This is a genomic window from Bradyrhizobium sp. JHI2711 (genome assembly GCF_056156565.1).
In genome coordinates this window covers 2,195,493-2,210,962 of the sequence record NZ_JBPZPT010000001.1, presented here as the reverse complement: position 1 = coordinate 2,210,962, position 15,470 = coordinate 2,195,493, and the positions used below count along the sequence as shown (strand labels likewise).

Annotated in this window: 16 protein-coding genes and 1 pseudogene; 7 read left to right on the top strand and 10 right to left on the bottom strand. The window is 64.3% G+C overall.

Annotated features, from left to right (window positions below; all coding sequences use genetic code 11):
• The first annotated feature begins 73 nt into the window (after positions 1 to 73).
• Together ACTEK7_RS10330 and ACTEK7_RS10325 are read left to right on the top strand one after the other, a co-directional pair.
• The gene (locus ACTEK7_RS10330; RefSeq protein ID WP_036025902.1) at positions 74 to 1,141 is read left to right on the top strand and encodes an alcohol dehydrogenase; all 1,068 of its coding nucleotides are present in this window, start codon (positions 74 to 76) and stop codon (positions 1,139 to 1,141) included.
• Between the two features lie 133 nt (positions 1,142 to 1,274).
• Positions 1,275 to 2,354 (top strand): isocitrate/isopropylmalate dehydrogenase family protein, encoded by a 1,080-nt coding sequence (locus tag ACTEK7_RS10325; protein ID WP_225146131.1) that lies wholly within the window; start codon positions 1,275 to 1,277, stop codon positions 2,352 to 2,354.
• Positions 2,355 to 2,387: 33 nt separating this feature from the next.
• Here the strand turns inward: ACTEK7_RS10325 and ACTEK7_RS10320 are convergent, their stop codons facing one another.
• The 3 genes from ACTEK7_RS10320 to ACTEK7_RS10310 all read right to left on the bottom strand — a co-directional run bounded on the left by ACTEK7_RS10320 (position 2,388) and on the right by ACTEK7_RS10310 (position 4,958).
• Entirely contained in the window at positions 2,388 to 3,209 is an 822-nt protein-coding gene (locus tag ACTEK7_RS10320; protein ID WP_225146130.1) for an enoyl-CoA hydratase, read from the bottom strand.
• 298 nt (positions 3,210 to 3,507) lie between these two features.
• Positions 3,508 to 3,879, bottom strand: coding sequence for a helix-turn-helix domain-containing protein (locus tag ACTEK7_RS10315; protein WP_020608151.1), 372 nt, complete (start codon positions 3,877 to 3,879; stop codon positions 3,508 to 3,510).
• A gap of 29 nt (positions 3,880 to 3,908) precedes the next feature.
• Positions 3,909 to 4,958: a LysR family transcriptional regulator gene (locus ACTEK7_RS10310; protein ID WP_036004499.1), complete on the bottom strand. Its 1,050-nt coding sequence runs from the start codon at positions 4,956 to 4,958 to the stop codon at positions 3,909 to 3,911.
• A gap of 483 nt (positions 4,959 to 5,441) precedes the next feature.
• On the opposite strand from ACTEK7_RS10310, the gene ACTEK7_RS10305 reads away from it, so the two are divergent.
• The 4 genes from ACTEK7_RS10305 (at position 5,442) to ACTEK7_RS10290 (ending at position 8,865) form a co-directional block, all read left to right on the top strand.
• Complete coding sequence (locus ACTEK7_RS10305) at positions 5,442 to 5,708, top strand: hypothetical protein (protein ID WP_025034806.1); 267 nt, start codon at positions 5,442 to 5,444, stop codon at positions 5,706 to 5,708.
• A 206-nt stretch (positions 5,709 to 5,914) separates the two neighbouring features.
• The gene (locus tag ACTEK7_RS10300; protein WP_036004503.1) at positions 5,915 to 6,646 is read left to right on the top strand and encodes a cytochrome c biogenesis CcdA family protein; all 732 of its coding nucleotides are present in this window, start codon (positions 5,915 to 5,917) and stop codon (positions 6,644 to 6,646) included.
• 143 nt (positions 6,647 to 6,789) lie between these two features.
• Positions 6,790 to 7,062, top strand: coding sequence for a hypothetical protein (locus ACTEK7_RS10295; protein WP_036025895.1), 273 nt, complete (start codon positions 6,790 to 6,792; stop codon positions 7,060 to 7,062).
• Between the two features lie 258 nt (positions 7,063 to 7,320).
• On the top strand, positions 7,321 to 8,865 hold the full coding sequence (locus ACTEK7_RS10290) for a peroxidase family protein (protein ID WP_225146129.1): 1,545 nt from the start codon (positions 7,321 to 7,323) through the stop codon (positions 8,863 to 8,865).
• 79 nt (positions 8,866 to 8,944) lie between these two features.
• Here the strand turns inward: ACTEK7_RS10290 and ACTEK7_RS10285 are convergent, their stop codons facing one another.
• The 7 genes and pseudogenes from ACTEK7_RS10285 to ACTEK7_RS10255 all read right to left on the bottom strand — a co-directional run.
• Entirely contained in the window at positions 8,945 to 10,000 is a 1,056-nt protein-coding gene (locus ACTEK7_RS10285) for an ABC transporter substrate-binding protein (protein WP_036004511.1), read from the bottom strand.
• Between the two features lie 4 nt (positions 10,001 to 10,004).
• The gene (locus tag ACTEK7_RS10280) at positions 10,005 to 10,337 is read right to left on the bottom strand and encodes a hypothetical protein (protein ID WP_225146128.1); all 333 of its coding nucleotides are present in this window, start codon (positions 10,335 to 10,337) and stop codon (positions 10,005 to 10,007) included.
• Entirely contained in the window at positions 10,334 to 11,092 is a 759-nt protein-coding gene (locus ACTEK7_RS10275; protein ID WP_225146127.1) for an ABC transporter ATP-binding protein, read from the bottom strand. Before ACTEK7_RS10275 ends, ACTEK7_RS10280 begins: the two co-directional genes overlap by 4 nt.
• Positions 11,089 to 11,895, bottom strand: coding sequence for an ABC transporter permease (locus ACTEK7_RS10270; RefSeq protein WP_036004520.1), 807 nt, complete (start codon positions 11,893 to 11,895; stop codon positions 11,089 to 11,091). Before ACTEK7_RS10270 ends, ACTEK7_RS10275 begins: the two co-directional genes overlap by 4 nt.
• Positions 11,892 to 12,713: an ABC transporter permease gene (locus tag ACTEK7_RS10265; RefSeq protein ID WP_225127429.1), complete on the bottom strand. Its 822-nt coding sequence runs from the start codon at positions 12,711 to 12,713 to the stop codon at positions 11,892 to 11,894. Before ACTEK7_RS10265 ends, ACTEK7_RS10270 begins: the two co-directional genes overlap by 4 nt.
• Before the next feature lie 153 nt (positions 12,714 to 12,866).
• A complete protein-coding gene (locus ACTEK7_RS10260; protein WP_036004523.1) occupies positions 12,867 to 13,688 on the bottom strand; it encodes a FadR/GntR family transcriptional regulator in 822 nt (273 codons plus the stop codon).
• A gap of 197 nt (positions 13,689 to 13,885) precedes the next feature.
• A pseudogene (locus ACTEK7_RS10255) lies at positions 13,886 to 14,166 on the bottom strand (hypothetical protein); the annotation flags it as partial.
• Positions 14,167 to 14,438: 272 nt separating this feature from the next.
• On the opposite strand from ACTEK7_RS10255, the gene ACTEK7_RS10250 reads away from it, so the two are divergent.
• Complete coding sequence (locus ACTEK7_RS10250; RefSeq protein WP_036004529.1) at positions 14,439 to 15,437, top strand: TRAP transporter substrate-binding protein; 999 nt, start codon at positions 14,439 to 14,441, stop codon at positions 15,435 to 15,437.
• Positions 15,438 to 15,470 lie beyond the last annotated feature (33 nt).

Below are 15,470 nucleotides of genomic sequence, written 5' to 3'. Positions count from 1 at the left end.
TAAGACCGGTTTGTCTGGTCGCGCCGACCATGGCATGGTGGCGCGACAACAAGAAGCATGCGGGAGGACGCCGATGAAGAGTTTCAAGGTTGCCGATTTCAAGGCGCCGCTGCAGGAGGTCGACGAGGCGACGCCGCAGCCCTCGGGCACGCAGGTGCTGATCAAGGTGAAGGCCGCCGGCGTCTGCCACAGCGACCTCCACATCTGGGAAGGCGGCTACGATCTCGGCCATGGCCGCAAGCCGCTCTCGTTGAAGGACCGCGGCATCAACCTGCCGCTGACCATGGGCCACGAGACGGTCGGCGAAGTCCTCGCCTTCGGCCCCGACGTGAAGCCGACCGACCAGGGCGACCTGAAGGTCGGCGATGTCGGGCTGGTCTATCCCTGGATCGGCTGCGGCAAATGTGCAACGTGCCTCGCCGGTGACGAGAACATGTGCCTGACGCCGCGCTCGCTCGGGGTCTACTGCGACGGCGGCTATTCCGATCACATGCTGGTGCCGCATCCGCGCTACCTGCTCAATCTGAAGGGCCTCGATCCCGCGACGACGGCGCCCTATGCCTGCTCGGGCGTCACCACCTACAGCGCGCTGAAGAAGGTCGAGCAGCATTTCGACACGCCGATCGTGATGTTCGGCGCCGGCGGCCTCGGCCTGATGGCGTTGTCGCTGCTCAAGGCGATGGGCGGCAAGGGCGCGATCATGGTCGATATCGACGCGAGGAAGCGCGAGGCGGCGGAGAAGGCCGGTGCGCTTGCGACCGTCGATCCCAAGGCCCCTGACGCGCTGGAGCAGCTTGCCAAGAAGGCGGGCGGCCCTATCCGCGCCGTGATCGACCTCGTCGGCAACGCTGCTACGACGCAGCTCGGCTTCGACTGCCTGACCAAGGGCGGTAAGCTCGTCCTTGTCGGCCTGTTCGGCGGCGGCGCGACCTGGGCGTTGCCGCTGATTCCGATCAAGGCGGTGACGATCCAGGGCAGCTATGTCGGAAACTTGCGCGAGACGCAGGAGCTGCTCGACCTCGTGCGGTCGAAGAAGGTGCCGCCGATCCCGGTGACGCCGCAACCGCTCGCCAAGGCCAACGACGCGCTGCTGCAATTGCAGCAGGGCGCGGTGGTCGGGCGTACGGTGCTGACGCCGTAACGAATGCTCTCTCCCTCGTCATTGCGAGGAGCGAAGCGACGAAGCAATCCAGAATGTCTCCGTGGATGCAGTTCTGGATTGCTTCGCTTCGCTCGCAATGACGACCTGGTTGACACCTCCCTTGAGGCCTTAAATGTCCGCAAACAACGCCTTCCACATTGCCGTGCTCGCCGGTGACGGCATCGGCCCTGAAGTCATGGCGCCGGCGCTGGAGGTGCTGCGCAAGGTCGGCGAGAAGTCCGGCCTCGGCTTCCGCTTCACCGAGGCGCCGGCCGGCGCCAATCATTATCTCGCGACCGGCAAGTCGATGCCGGATAGCACCATCAAGCTCTGCGAGGAGGCGGACGCGATCCTGCTCGGAGCCTGCGGCCTGCCGTCGGTGCGCTACCCCGACAACACCGAGATCGCGCCGCAGATCGAGCTGCGCTTCATCTTCGATCTCTATGCCGGCGTGCGTCCGGCGCGCCTCATTCCGGGCGTACCGAGCCCGATCGTCGGCGCGGACCAGCGCGGCATTGATCTCGTCGTGATCCGCGAGTCCACCGAAGGCCTGTTCGCCTCGATGGGCAAGGGCGTCGTCACCCACGAGGACGCGCGCGAGACCATGGTGATCACGCGCAAAACCTCCGAGCGTTTGTTCGAGTTCTCGTTTCGCCATGCCGAGCGGCGCAAGGCGCGCGGCAAGCCGGGCGCGCTCACCTGCGTCGATAAGGCGAACGTATTCAAGGCGTTCGCGTTCTTCCGCGGCATCTTCGACGAGATCGAGAAGAAGCATCCTGACGTGAAGACCGACCGGCTCTATGTCGATGCCTGCTCGGCGATGCTGGTCAAGCGTCCCTGGGATTTCGACGTGATGGTGATGGAGAACATGTTCGGCGACATCGTCTCCGACATCACCGCGAGCCTGATCGGCGGCCTCGGCATGGCGCCGTCCGCCGACATCGGTGACAAATACGCGGTGTTCCAGCCGTGCCACGGCACGGCGCCTGACATCATGGGGCAGGGCAAGGCCAACCCGACCGGCATGATCCTGTCCGCCGCGATGATGCTGGATTGGCTCGCCGACAAGCACGGCATCGAGAGCGCTGCGGAAGCCGGCGAGACGATCGAGCGTGCGGTGGACCAGGTCTATGCCGGCGGCATCAAGCCGATGGAATTCGGCGGCGGCAATGGCACGGCTGACATCACGAAAGCGGTGCTGGGAGCGCTGTAGGGGCTGTGCTCTTCGCTTCTCTCCACGACGAAATTACTTCCCCCTAAACTGCGGCTTGCGCTTTTCCATGAAGGCCTGCCGGCCCTCGCGGAAATCCGCGCTGTCCATGCAGGCATTGCCGATCACCTTGATCGCCTCCATGTCGCGCCGGCTCTCGTCCTTCAGCACCTGCGCGATTGTGATCTTGGCCGCCTTGATCGCGAGCGGGGCGTTCTGCGCGATCGTCTCGGCCATCGCCATGGTCTCGCCCCAGAGCTCGCCTTGCGGAAACACGCGCTCGACGAGCCCGATGCGCAGCGCCTCGGCGGAATCGATGCGCATGCCCGTATACATCAGCAGCCGCGCCCAGGACGGCCCGACCAGCGACACCAGATGCCGCAGGCCGTCATAGCCATAGGCGATGCCGAGCTTGGCGGCGGGAATGCCGAACTGGCTTTCATGCGAGGCGAGGCGGATGTCGGCGAGCATTGCGACCTGCATGCCGCCGCCGAGGCAATAGCCGTCGATGCAGGCGATGGTCGGCTTGGGATAATCGGCGAGCAGCGTGCGCTGGGCGGCGCTGCGCTTGGCGTATTGCTCGGACGCCGCCGCATTGTGCCTCACCTTCTCGAACTGGCTGATGTCGGCACCCGAGACGAACGCCTTGCCACCGGCGCCGCGCAGGATCACGACGCGCACCGTGTCGTCGTCGCGCAAGGCCGTCAGCGCCTCGCCGAATCCCTCCCACATCTCCAGCGACATTGCGTTGCGCTTGTCGGGATTGTTGAAGGTGATCACGCCGACGCCATCGGCCGTGTGCGTCAGAATCTTGCCGTCGGCGTATGGTGTTCCGGTCGTGCTGATAACGTCTGGCATCGCGCGCTCGCTGCTCGGTGGCGAGGCGCAATGTGCGGCGCAGGCGCCGCCGCGGTCAACCGGCGCGGGAGAGCAGAGCCTGCATCCGGCTGTGCTGCGGTTGCATGGCGCGCGGCGTTCGACGGAGGCCGAAACGTCGAAGAAAGACCGCCAAGAAAAAGGGGCGGCCAGGCCGCCCCGAGACAGGCCGCGCGCAGTTGCACGCAGACTTCTTTCGGCCGATCTCGTGCAATCCGGCCGCGCCCCCGTGACGCGGCGGATTGAACGTCGGCCGCGAAGGCCGGACCGTCGACCGGCCTCAGCTCTCGTTCGCCGCGATCGATTCCATCAGCGAGACGAGCTGACGCTGCACCGTCTGGTCCTTGATCTTGCTGTAGGCGCGCAGCAGGCGGAGGCTGAAGGCCGAATCGAGAAAGAGCAGGCTCTCGACTTCGCGGGCCTTGTTGTCGCCGTCGTAGAAGAAGGTCACGGGCACATCGAGGGCGGAGGCGATCTGCTGAAGCCGGGCCGCGCCGACGCGATTGACGCCCTTCTCGTATTTCTGCACCTGCTGGAAGCTGACGCCGAGCTTCTCGCCGAGCTCGGCCTGCGAGATCTTCATCTCGACGCGCCGCAGACGGATCCGCTTGCCAAGCTCGATGTCCGGCTTGCCCGCGCTGCGCTGCTTCATTCTTTTCGCCGCTGCTTTCATCTCTGTTTTCACCTTTGTTCTTCGGTTGAAAATCCCCCGAAGAGCTGGGTCAGGGGTTCGCCCATATACGAGTCCTTGAATTCATGCGGGTGCACGAACTCTTCCTTAAACCACGGGAAGCGGGCCGGATTGAAAGCGTCGATCAGCCAGTCAATCATGTGCCGCACGCGCGGGATACGGCCGCTACCGGGGTGGTAGGACAACCAGATATCCAGCGGCCGGTTCAGCTCGACCTCCAGTGGAATTAGTTTCCCGCCGAGCGCAATGGCGTAGCTCGGGAAGACGCCGATGCCGGCGCCGTTCGCGACCGCCCAATAATTGGCGCTCGAGACGTTCGTCTTCATGACCAGAAGGTCACGTTCCGACACGCCCGGGAAGAAGCTCTCGAAGGATTCCTTGGCGGCGAGCTGGTCGGCGAATTGCAGCACCAGACGATGCTTGATCAATTCCGCCGCCGAGCGCGGCGCGCCATGCTTTGCGATGTATTTCTCGGAGGCCCAGAACATCAGATGCATGCGGCCGAGCCGCACCAGCTTGATGTCCAGCGCCGAGGGACGAGACAGATGAATGGCGACGTCGGCCTCGTGGCGCGAGACGTCGGCCGAGCGCATCGCGCAATGCAGGTCCACCAGGATTTTCGGATAGGCCTGCTGGAATTCGACCAAGCGGGGGGCAAGCCAGAATGTGCCGAGCCCTTCGGTGACGGCCACGCGGACCTCGCCCGACAGCGCGTTGGCCATCGAATCGCTGGCGCGCAGCACGTCGAAGGTGGCCGCCTCCATGCGTTCGACAGCGGAGACTACCAAGGCGCCCTCATCGGTCAGATGGGTGCCGTGGACGTCGCGCGTGAATAACGTGGTGCCGGTCTGGCGTTCGAAATCGTCGATTCGGCGCCGCACGGCGTTGATCGACAGAGACAGGCGCTCGGCCGCCGAGCGAAAGCTTCCGCATCGGACGACTTCCAAGAATATGCGGGCGGCGTCCCAGTCGGAGAGGCCGCTGATATTTGTCTTTGGGCGTTCCTCCAGAGGAACGCCCCTTTCCGCCAAGGAGTGCATACAATTCCCTTTGGAACGCTAAACTGGCAGAATCTGGCGCAAACCACAACCACGACGGGTTGGGGAACGACGAGTTTTGAACGTCATCCTTACTACCTTAGGGCGGTATTTGGATGCTCCCATGGGCTGGGAATTCGGGCGAGGCTATCGGCTCGAGTGAGGGGTATGACGTGAGTTCCGTTGCGAGCCGCGAGATGGCTGAGGGAGTGCCGGCGCTGACTGCAATGAACGGTCTTGCGCAGGAGTCGGTGCTCTTCGCCGTTGCTGGATCAATCGCACCGCGTCAGGCGTTCGCTCCCGGAGCATTGCGGCGGTCGCCAAAGGCACCGCATGGCGATGCGAGCGGGAACCCGGTTCCACAGCAGAAACACACTGAAATCAGGTTCGAAGGCGCAGTCGCCTCGTGCTATCTATCGTCTTCCATGGGGGCCAAGGGGGCGTGACAGATACGTCTCGCAGGCCGAATTAACGGAAAGAACGCCGGTGTCGCATTCAGACGAACAGTTGCAGTCGGTGCTGGAAACGCTCGAGGAGTGCCGCAGGGTTCTCAATGCCTGCAACAGCCGCGAGTCGGCCGAGATGCTGTCCATCGTCATCCTCGACGTCAGGATGAAACTGAAAGGAATCGACAGTGCCGATCTCAAGGCGCTGTGCGACGAAATGCTGCGGAGCGCTGCCAGCGAGCCGCCGCCCCCTTCCAAGCAGACGCAGGACCAGCCCCGGCGTCCGCTGCTCCGCGTGGTGAAGTAGCCGCGCCGCCCAATCTCGCTTTCCGGCGAGGTTTGTGCGCGTCCCGATGCCGCATCTGTGATCACGGAGGGCATCGGGCGGAGCCCTGGCTTTGTGCGCCTCTGTTGCGCATTCTCCGGCATGGGCTACACCAGAGCCGGTTCGGCTCCGGGCCGGGCGCGGTCCCTGCGCGCCCTGACGGGGCCTGAGATGGCTCCGATTGCATCATGCAAAATGTTTCGATTCCGGCCGCACTGATTGCGGGCCTCGTCAGCTTCCTCTCGCCTTGCGTCCTGCCTCTGGTTCCGCCCTATCTGGTCTACCTCACGGGCGCCACGATCGAGCATGTCGAGAGCGACGAGCCGGTCGCGGCCTCCAAGCGCGCGATTATGATGTCGGCGCTCCTGTTCGTGCTCGGTTTCTCCACCATCTTCGTGGCGCTCGGCGCCAGCGCTTCGCTGATCGGCGGGCTGATCCGTGCCTGGTCGGCGGAGCTGTCGATCCTCGCCGGCATCGTCATCATCATCATGGGCCTGCACTTCCTCGGCCTGACGCGGATCGGCTTTCTGATGCGGGAAGGACGCCTGCCGATCCCCAAACCGGTCGGCCTGTGGGGCGCCTATATCATGGGCCTCGCATTCGCGTTCGGCTGGACACCCTGCATCGGCCCGATCCTCGCCGCGATCCTCTCGGTCGCCGCGGCGGAAGCCACGGTGACGAGGGGCGCCGGCCTGCTCGCGGTCTATTCCGCGGGCCTCGGCATCCCATTCCTGATCGCCGCGCTGATGATCGAACAGTTCTCCGCGCTGTTCGCGCGCATGAAGGGCCACCTCGTCAACGTCGAGCGCGCAATGGGCGTCCTGATGGTGCTCACCGGCATCGGCTTTCTCACCGGCGCGGTCTCGAATGTGAGCATCTGGCTGCTGGAGACGTTTCCGGTGCTGCAGACGATCGGTTAGGGCGCGCGGGGACCGGGTTTTCACGGACGAAAAAGTAGAGGAACCGTTGAAATCGGTCAGGCATGCTGTCACGGAACGACGATTCCAAACCTTTCCGGTCCCAAGGCGTTGCATCGGGGGACAACTCGCATGGTGGAGATCACGTGACCAAGACACTGCGCTTAGAACCCCTGTCGGACAACGCGGCGTTGGTTGCCTGGCAATTTCTGGGGCAGCCGCTGCAGGAGTGGCCGAGCTGGGTTCAGTCGAATTGCTCGCTGCAGAAGGATGCCGACGGAAAATTCGAGCTTCGGCACGAGCGGCGCAGCGGCACACAGATCGTCTACCTCGGCGAGTGGCTGGTGAGAGATCTCGATGGCGGCGTGGACTTCTACACGGACGCTGAGATCTGGTCGCGGTTCGCTGCCAAGCGCTGACGCGCTGAGAGATTGAGCCAACGCGTCGATCGCGCCTTAGTCTTTCCTGCTCGTGCTCCGGACGATCAAAAGCCTGTGTCGTCGGTGGGGCAAAAGGCCTCGCGGCAGGGCCCATCCACAGAATGCAATCTGTGGTAATATTCTCTCGTACTGCACCCTGAGGGGCAATTCTTCAGAACGTATACTGAAACGAGTATTTTAGGCCAATCGACATCTTCGGCGCCCCTCTCCCCTAAAGCATTTGAGCAGGAGCAAGCGATGGGAACCGACGTGAATGTTCATCCCGGTCACGGCAAGGCCGGACGTCAACCGACGCGACAATTTCTGGATACGCTTTCCGGACACGACGATCCGGGCATGTTTGGCCGGATGTTTCCGACCCTGGAGCCGCTGGCTGTCGACGACGGTCCGCTGCGCGATCTCGCCGACGCGATGAAGGATCCCGCCCCCGGCGACGCCGCGGGAAACAACCTCAATGTCCCCGCGGGTTTCACCTATCTCGGCCAATTCGTCGATCACGACATTACGCTCGATCTGACCTCCTTCGGCGAGAAGGAAGCCGATCCGACGGCGGTCACGAATTTCCGCACGCCCGCACTCGATCTCGACAGCGTCTATGGTCTCGGCCCCGACGGCAGCCGTCATCTCTACGCGCGCAATTCGGCCAGCGACAGCGGCAAGACACCGGGCCCCAAGCTGCTGATCGGCAAGACCGTCAACGTCGATGACATCACCGGCGATCATCGCAACGACCTGCCGCGCAATCCCGAGGGGTTTGCCCTGATCGGCGATCACCGCAACGACGAGAACCTGGTCGTCGCGCAAACCCACCTTGCGATGCTGAAGTTTCACAACAAGGTCTGCGATCAGCTCGCGGCGTCCGGCAAGCCGGCGGGCGAGATCTTCGAGGAAGCGCGCCGGATCGTGACCTGGCACTACCAATGGATGGTCTTGCACGATTTCGTGGAGCGGATTACCGAGAAGGGGATCGTCGCAAAGATCCTCGAGCAGGGTCGGCGCTTCTACCGCTTCAAGAAGATCCCCTACATGCCCGTCGAGTTTTCGGGGGCGGTCTATCGTCTCGGCCACAGCATGGTGCGCCAGGTCTATAGCCACAACCGGATCTTCACGCCCGGTGGCCTCGCGCCGGCGACCCTGGACCTGCTGTTCAGGTTCACCGGGCTGTCGGGCGGCATCATCGGCGATCTGGCACCAAACCCGATTCAGCCACCGCTCCCGCTTCCGGTGCTTTCGAGCAACTGGATCATAGACTGGCGGCGCTACTATAAGCTGTTGCCGAACAATCCTGCGGGCGTGGGCTTCAATCCCTCCCGCAAGATCGACCCGTTCATCGTGCCGCAACTCCATACCCTGCCTGGTGACGGCGGCAGCCTGCCGTTCCGCAACCTCAAGCGCGGCGTGTTGCTGGGATTGCCGTCCGGGCAGGACGTCGCCAAGGCCATGAAGATCAAGAATCCGCTGACGCCGGAAGAAATCTCGAAGGGGAGCGACGGCGCCGTGGCGAAGAAGCATGGCCTGCACCAAAACACCCCGCTCTGGTACTACATCCTCAAGGAGGCGGAGCAGCGGGGCAGCGGCGAAAGGCTCGGCCCGGTCGGCGCGACCCTGCTTGCCGAGGTCTTCGTCGGCCTCGTCCATGGCGACCACCAGTCGTATCTCTGGCTCAAGGGCAAGACCTGGAAGCCGACGCTGCCGTCGCAAGTGCCGGGCGAATTCACGATGGCCGACCTGCTGCGTTTCGTCGGGGATGTCAGCCCGATCGACGGCATCTCGACCGTCTAGACCAGACGCCCGCCAGCGTTGCAGACGATGGGCCGGACCGGCGCGCATGGCGCGCCGGTCTGGACGTTTGCAACAATGCTCAGGGCTTGAACACGTAGCCCGGCGTGATCGCCGCCGTCTCCGGGATCGGCGGCAGGTCGGCGAACAGCTGAGGACGGTCTTTCATGACCTTGAGAATGTGCTTCGGCTCAATATGCGCATTGACGTCGAAGGTCGATTTGAGGATGCCGAGCCGGGTGAGCCGGTCCTGGGCGCTCCACAGCGCGCGGTAGTTGTTCGCCGACAGCCGGCGGTCCGCCTGCTGGATGTTGAACTGCATCGCGGCCTCCGCGACCTCCTGCTTCAGGCCTGGAATCCAGCGCGTGGCGACTTGTGCCGCCAGCTTCGGGTTCTTGCGCATCCATTGGTCGGCCTCGGAGACGGCGGCGAGGAATTTCTCGATGGTCTCGCCGTTGGCCTGCACCCATGGGCGTAGCGCGACGTTGAAGCCGATATAGGAGATCACGTCGCCGCCCCGAATGATCTCGACGGCGCCCGGCACGTCCTTGCCCGCGACGATCGGCCAGGGGTCCCAGCCCGAGAACGCGTCGATGCCCTTGGCGAGCAGGGCGACGGTCATGTCCGGCGGCGGGGTGTTGACCAGTGTTACATCGTCGGGCTTCAGCCCGGCCTTCTCCAGCGTCGCCAGGATGTAGAGATGGTTGATCGTGCCGAACGACGCCGCGATCTTCTTGCCCTTCAACGTCGACAGGTCGCCCTTGACGATGCCCGAGCCTTCGCGCGCGATGATCGCCATCGTGGCATCGGAGCCGGCCTTGGTGGCGTTGCCGCTGTAATTGCCCAGCGCGACGAGGTCCATGCCGCGCAGCACCGCGCCGATCATGGGTACGCCGACCTGCACGATCTCGCTCTCGCCGGCCTGCAACGCGTTCAGCGCGTCGACGCCGGTGGCGTAGGGGCGTGCGATCGTGACGTCGAGCCCGTACTTCTCGAAGAAGCCGCGCTCGAGCGCGATGGGCAGGCCGATCTGGTCGATGCCGGTGACCATGCCGGCCTTGAGTTTCGTCAGGGTTTGGGCGCTTGCCGGCACCATGCCGGCCAGAAGCGCCAATCCAAGCAGCAAGAGTCGTTTCATAGTCTCAGCCTCCCTCTTTTATCGGCCCCACCGCCGTCACCCAATAGGGCCGGGCCACGGCATTGAGGTCCGTTCTTTTGACACCGCGCAGCTCGATCGAATGCTCGTCCGTGCCCGAGACGCGTCCGTATTGCTGGAAGGCGAGCACGTGGAAACGCTCCGGCGTGAACGGCAGCTCGATCTGCACGTTCACCTTTTCCGACGTGCCCGTGAGCTGCGGCGAGATCTTTCCGGGCGCCGCGATGGTCAGCCAGAGCTGAAACAGTGCCCATGCGGCCACCGCGCCGAGAACGACACGGCTCTTGGGCGAGCGAAGAACGTCGGCGGCGATGCTCATGCTGCGCGCACCATCTGCAGCACGCGCGCCGAGAGCTGCTTGAACTCATCATCCCTGACGAGATCGTCCCAGATGCGAGGACGCGGCAGGTCGACCGCGATCTCGTCGAGCACGCGTCCCTTCGAGAGCACGACCACGCGATTGGCGAGAAACACCGCTTCCGACACGTCATGGGTGATGAAGATCACCGTCGGCTTGCGCTCCTGCCAGATGCGCGTCAGCTCCTCCTGGAGCGTCATGCGCGTCTGCGCGTCGACGCTGGCAAACGGCTCGTCCATCAAGAGGACGTCAGGGTTGTTGGCGAGTGCGCGCACCACGCCGACGCGCTGCTGCATGCCCCCGGAAAGCTCGTTGGGATAGCGGTGCGCCGCATGCGAGAGCCCGGCAAGCGCGAGATATTCATGCGCGATGCGGTCGCGCTCGGCCTTCGGCACGCCGCGCATCTTCGGCCCGAAGCCGACATTGTCGAGCACGGTCTTCCAGGGAAACAGCGCGAACGACTGGAACACGACGCCGCGCTCGGGGCCGGGCCCGTGCACCGGCTTGCCGTCGAGCAGGATGTCCCCCTTCGAATAGGGAATGAAGCCGGCGATCATGTTCAGGATCGTCGTCTTGCCGCAGCCGGAGGGGCCGACCACCGAGATGAACTCGCCGGGCTCGACGTCGAGTGAGATGTCGTGGACGGCGGTGACATGCGCGCCTGCATAAGGGTCGAAATAGGTCTTGCCGAGATTGCGCAGCGAGAGCGTCTTCATGATGTCACCAATCCCCAACGCTGGCCGGTCGCACGCTCGAGCGGGGCGAGAATCCAGGCGTCCACGATGTACCAGAGCAGTCCGAGAATGATCATGCCGAGGATGATCTCGACGGTCGACCCGGCGCGGCGCGCATCGAACATCATGAAGCCGATGCCCGACGTGCCGACGATCATCTCGACCGCGATCAGCGCGCGCCAGCCGTAGCCGAGTCCGTTGCGCAGGCCGGTGATGATGTTGGGCAGGGCGCCGGGCAGCGTCACCTCCCAGAGCACGCGCGCCCGCGAAGCCCCGAGGCTCAAGGCGGCGCGTGACAGATCGCGCGGTACCGATTCGACGCCGAGCACGGTGTTGAGCACGACGGGGAACAGCACGGTGTAGACGATGACGAAGGTCATCGTCGTCAGACCGAAGCCGAACCAGATCAGAAGGATCGGCAGCCAGGCGATGTCGCCGATGGCCTGGAAGAACAGCAGCACCGGCCAGCAGATGCGATGCGCCCAGCGGCTGGTGCCGATCAGGATGCCCAAGGGTATGCCGAGCGCCATGCCGACCGCGGCGCCGGTCGCGAGCCGGATCAGGCTGTCCTGGAGATAGTCGGGCAGGATGCCCTTGTAGGTCAGCGTGAAGAATGCGCGGATGACGTCGGCCGGGCCGGGGAAGAACGCGCGTGGAAACAGCCCGGCCTCGCTGACCGCGGTCCACAGCGCCAGCACCGGGATGAAGGGAATGATCGCGGCGATGCCCGGCCAGCGCCGGGTCAGGCGGGCATAGCCGGCCCAGATTTGCAGCAGGACGTTCATGCGCGCCTCACCATGCCCCAGCGCTCGATGGTCGCGCGTTCCAGCGGGACGAGCAACAGACGGTCGATCAGAAGCCAGAGCACGCCGATCACGATCATGCCGAACACGATCACCTCGGTGCGGTAGAAATCGCGCGCGACGAACAGCATGTAGCCGAGCCCGACATTGGTCGCGATCATCTCCGCGGCGATCAGGCCGCGCCAGGCAAAGCCCAGGCCGGTGCGAATGCCGGTGACGATATTGGGCAGCGCGCCCGGCAGCAGTACTTCGGTCAGCAGCGCCCAGCGGCCGGCGCCGAGCGAGGCGGCAGCGTTGCGCAGCGTGTGCGGGATGGTCCTGACGCCGAGAAGCGTGTTGTAGGCGACGACGAAGAATACGGCGTTGAAGATCACGAAGACGATCGCGCCGAAACCGTAACCGAACCACAGCGTCGCGATCGGGATCCAGGCAATGCCGGCGAGCACCGAGAAGAACCGGAACAGCGGCGTGAGAAAGGCCGCGACCGTCGGGCTGACGCCCATGGCGATACCGAGCGGCACCGCGGTGGCGATGCCGATTAGGGTCCCCAGGCCGACGCGCAAGAGGCTGGCGCCAACATGGGCGAACAACGTGCCGTCCCGGATCGAGTCAAGCGCGGCGGTGCCGACCGCGCCGACCGAGGGAAACACGCGCGGATTGACGTTGAACAGCGGGATCACGGCGGCCCAGACCGCGACCAGCGCAAGCAGCGGCGCGACGAACATTGCAGCGCCGGCCAGCGAGTTGACGCTGCGCATCAGCCGCGACGATCGGCCTTTCAGACTGCCCGTCAGCTGCATTCGACCTCCCTGAGGCTCAGCTATGCCTGTACCGGCATTTCCCACTGATCATTGCTGGTATCGTAGCCGCGTCTCGCGCAATCGCATATCTGTATCGGTTGCGACCCTCCTCGCGATCCGCGCGGAGCGGGGATCCGGGCCGAGCCCCTCATGTCACGGTGCATGGCGCTTTCTCTTGCGGTTGAGGCTCGGCTTCCTGACGGCGCGCAGGGTCGATCCATCCGCTTTGCGAGCCGCCGCGGCGATAATGGTCTTTCGGTTCGACAGCTTCGATCGGGTGTAGCCCAGCAGCCGTTCCATCGCGGCGCGCGCCTTCTCCGGGTTGCCGCTCTCGATGGCCCGCGCCGCCGTGACGTGGTTCGGCAGATTGTCCTTGAACCAGCCGCCGGGGCCGCCGACGGCAACGGTGAAGACGGTGCCCAGAATGGTATCGATCGCCCCGCGAAAGCCCTGGAGGACCGGATTGTGGGTCGCGTCCAGGATGGCGAGATGGAAAGCCTTGTCGGCAGCGAGGGCGCTGGCCTGGTCCTTTGCAGTCTGCATCGCCGCCAGGGCCGTGTCGATCCGCCAGCGGTCGTTCCTTGTTGCACGCTCGGCCGCAAGCGCTGCGGCAGCGGGCTCGATGATCGAGCGCACCTCCTGGATTGCCAGCAGAAGGTCCCGATCCGGCTCGTCCTGACCGACCAGCCAGCTTAGCACGTCGCGGTCGAGCAGGCTCCATTCGTGGCGCGGCAGCACGTGCGTGCCGTGGCGCGGCCGCACGCTGACCAGACCTTTGGCGGCGAGCGTCTTGATGGCTTCGCGCACCACGCCGCGCCCGACTCCGAAGCGGGCTTCGAGCTCAGGTTCCGGCGGCAGGGCTGTCCCGACCGGAATGAGATCCTGCGCGATCTCCCGGCCGAGCGTCGTCAGCACGGCGCGAATGCGGCCGGGCTTGATCGGCTTGTCGACGGGGCTCGGGCGCGCTCTTGCCACTCGTACGTTTCTCCCGTCCGGCCTGTCGCGGCTGGTTCGTTTGTATTTGGCTGCCACGCCCCGGCAGCTGCAATCATCGGATGTTTAACATCGGATGAATGGATGAGCGCAAGCGCAATTGTCGCAGCACACCCCGTGTTGCGTTGCGATATGCGCGTGGACCGCGGATCAAAGCGTCTCCTCCAGCGTGCAGGTCACAGTGCAGACGACGCCGCGCGGCAGGGGCAAGCCCCCGTGATCCGCTGCACCTCGGCATCGAGCACCATGCGCATGCTACGCACCGTTTCCAGCAAACGGCGCGCAGCCTCGCTGCGATCCTGATGGTAGTTGTAATAGGCAAGGCCCACCGCGAAAACGATCAGCGGTAGCGTCGTTCCGGCGACAAGGAGGCGAGCCGAACGGGCAAGGTAAGCTTTGGCGAACGCAGGCGTCCCGGTTCCAGCGCGGCAGCACCGGACAATGATTTTGAAGAGACCATAGGCGCAGGAATTGTGCTGCGCCACGAATTTTCGCCGTCCGTCCAGCGCGCTCCTGATCGCCGGAGACCTCGCGCCTCCGCCGCATACCGAAGCGGCGAGTTGCAGTGCAGCAGGCGTTTACGTGCAGTCCTGCGACGAAGGGGTAGCTCCAGCCCACGCGAAATGACTTCCGTCCCGCCGAGGTTTTTCATACGCTTGCCTCTCGCAAGCCGCATAACGGCTGCGCTCACGGCCCGGCGACAGGGCCGGAGCATCAAAGGGAGGGGAGACGATGAAGCGAAGGTCATTTCTCGCTGGGATCGGTGCAACCACTGCGGCAGCTGCCATCGGCATGCCGTCGATCCTGAGGGCGCAAGCCCCGATCACACTGAACGGTGCCGTGCAGTTCAATGACGACCATGCCTTCAATCGGGCCCTGCTGCGGTTCGAGGAGCTGGTGAAGAAGTATTACGGCAAGCCCGTCAACTTCACCCTGCACAGGAACTCTTCGCTCGGCCTCGAGAAGCAGTATTTCGAGTACATGTCGCAAGGCAAGGCAGTCGATTACGGCATCGTCTCGCCGGCTCACATGTCGACCTTCGCCAAGGCCGCCCCGTTCATCGATGCGCCCTTCGTGTTCAAGGGCATCGAGCACATGAACAAGGTGGTCGAAGCCAATATCCTGGCGCCAGTCGCCGACGAGGTCGCGGCCAAGGCGGACGTGGTTCTGATCGGTTATGCCGGCGGCGGCATCCGCAACATCTTCGCCAACAAGCCGCTCAAGAACCTCGCCGACCTCAAGGGCCTCAAGGTGCGCGTGCAGGGCGCGCCGATCTGGTCGAAGACCTTTGCGGCCGTTGGCATGAGCCCCACGGTGATCGCCTATAACGAAGTCTACAACGCGATCCAGAACGGGGTGATATCAGCCGGCGAGAACGAAGCGGCCGGCGTCGAGGCGATGAAGTTCTATGAAGTGGCGCCGCATCTCAACCTGACCCAGCACGCCGTGTCGATCCGGCCGATCTGCTTTTCCGTCAAGACCCTGAAGACCCTGCCGAAGGATCTGCAGGACGCGATCATGAAAGCGGGCAAGGAGGCCGGCGATTACGGCCGCCAGCTCGAGTCGAGCGAAGAGGTCGTCAAGCTCGACACGCTGGAGAAGGCCGGCAAGCTCAAGCGCGTTCCTTTCGAGGAGCGGGATGCCATGAAGAAGCTCGCCGACCCCGTGATGGCCACCTACGCCAAGGAGATCGGCGCAGAGGGCATTTTCGAGAAGATCAACGTCGTCTGAGGCCGCCCAGTCCGCCGACAGCATTCCGGGCAG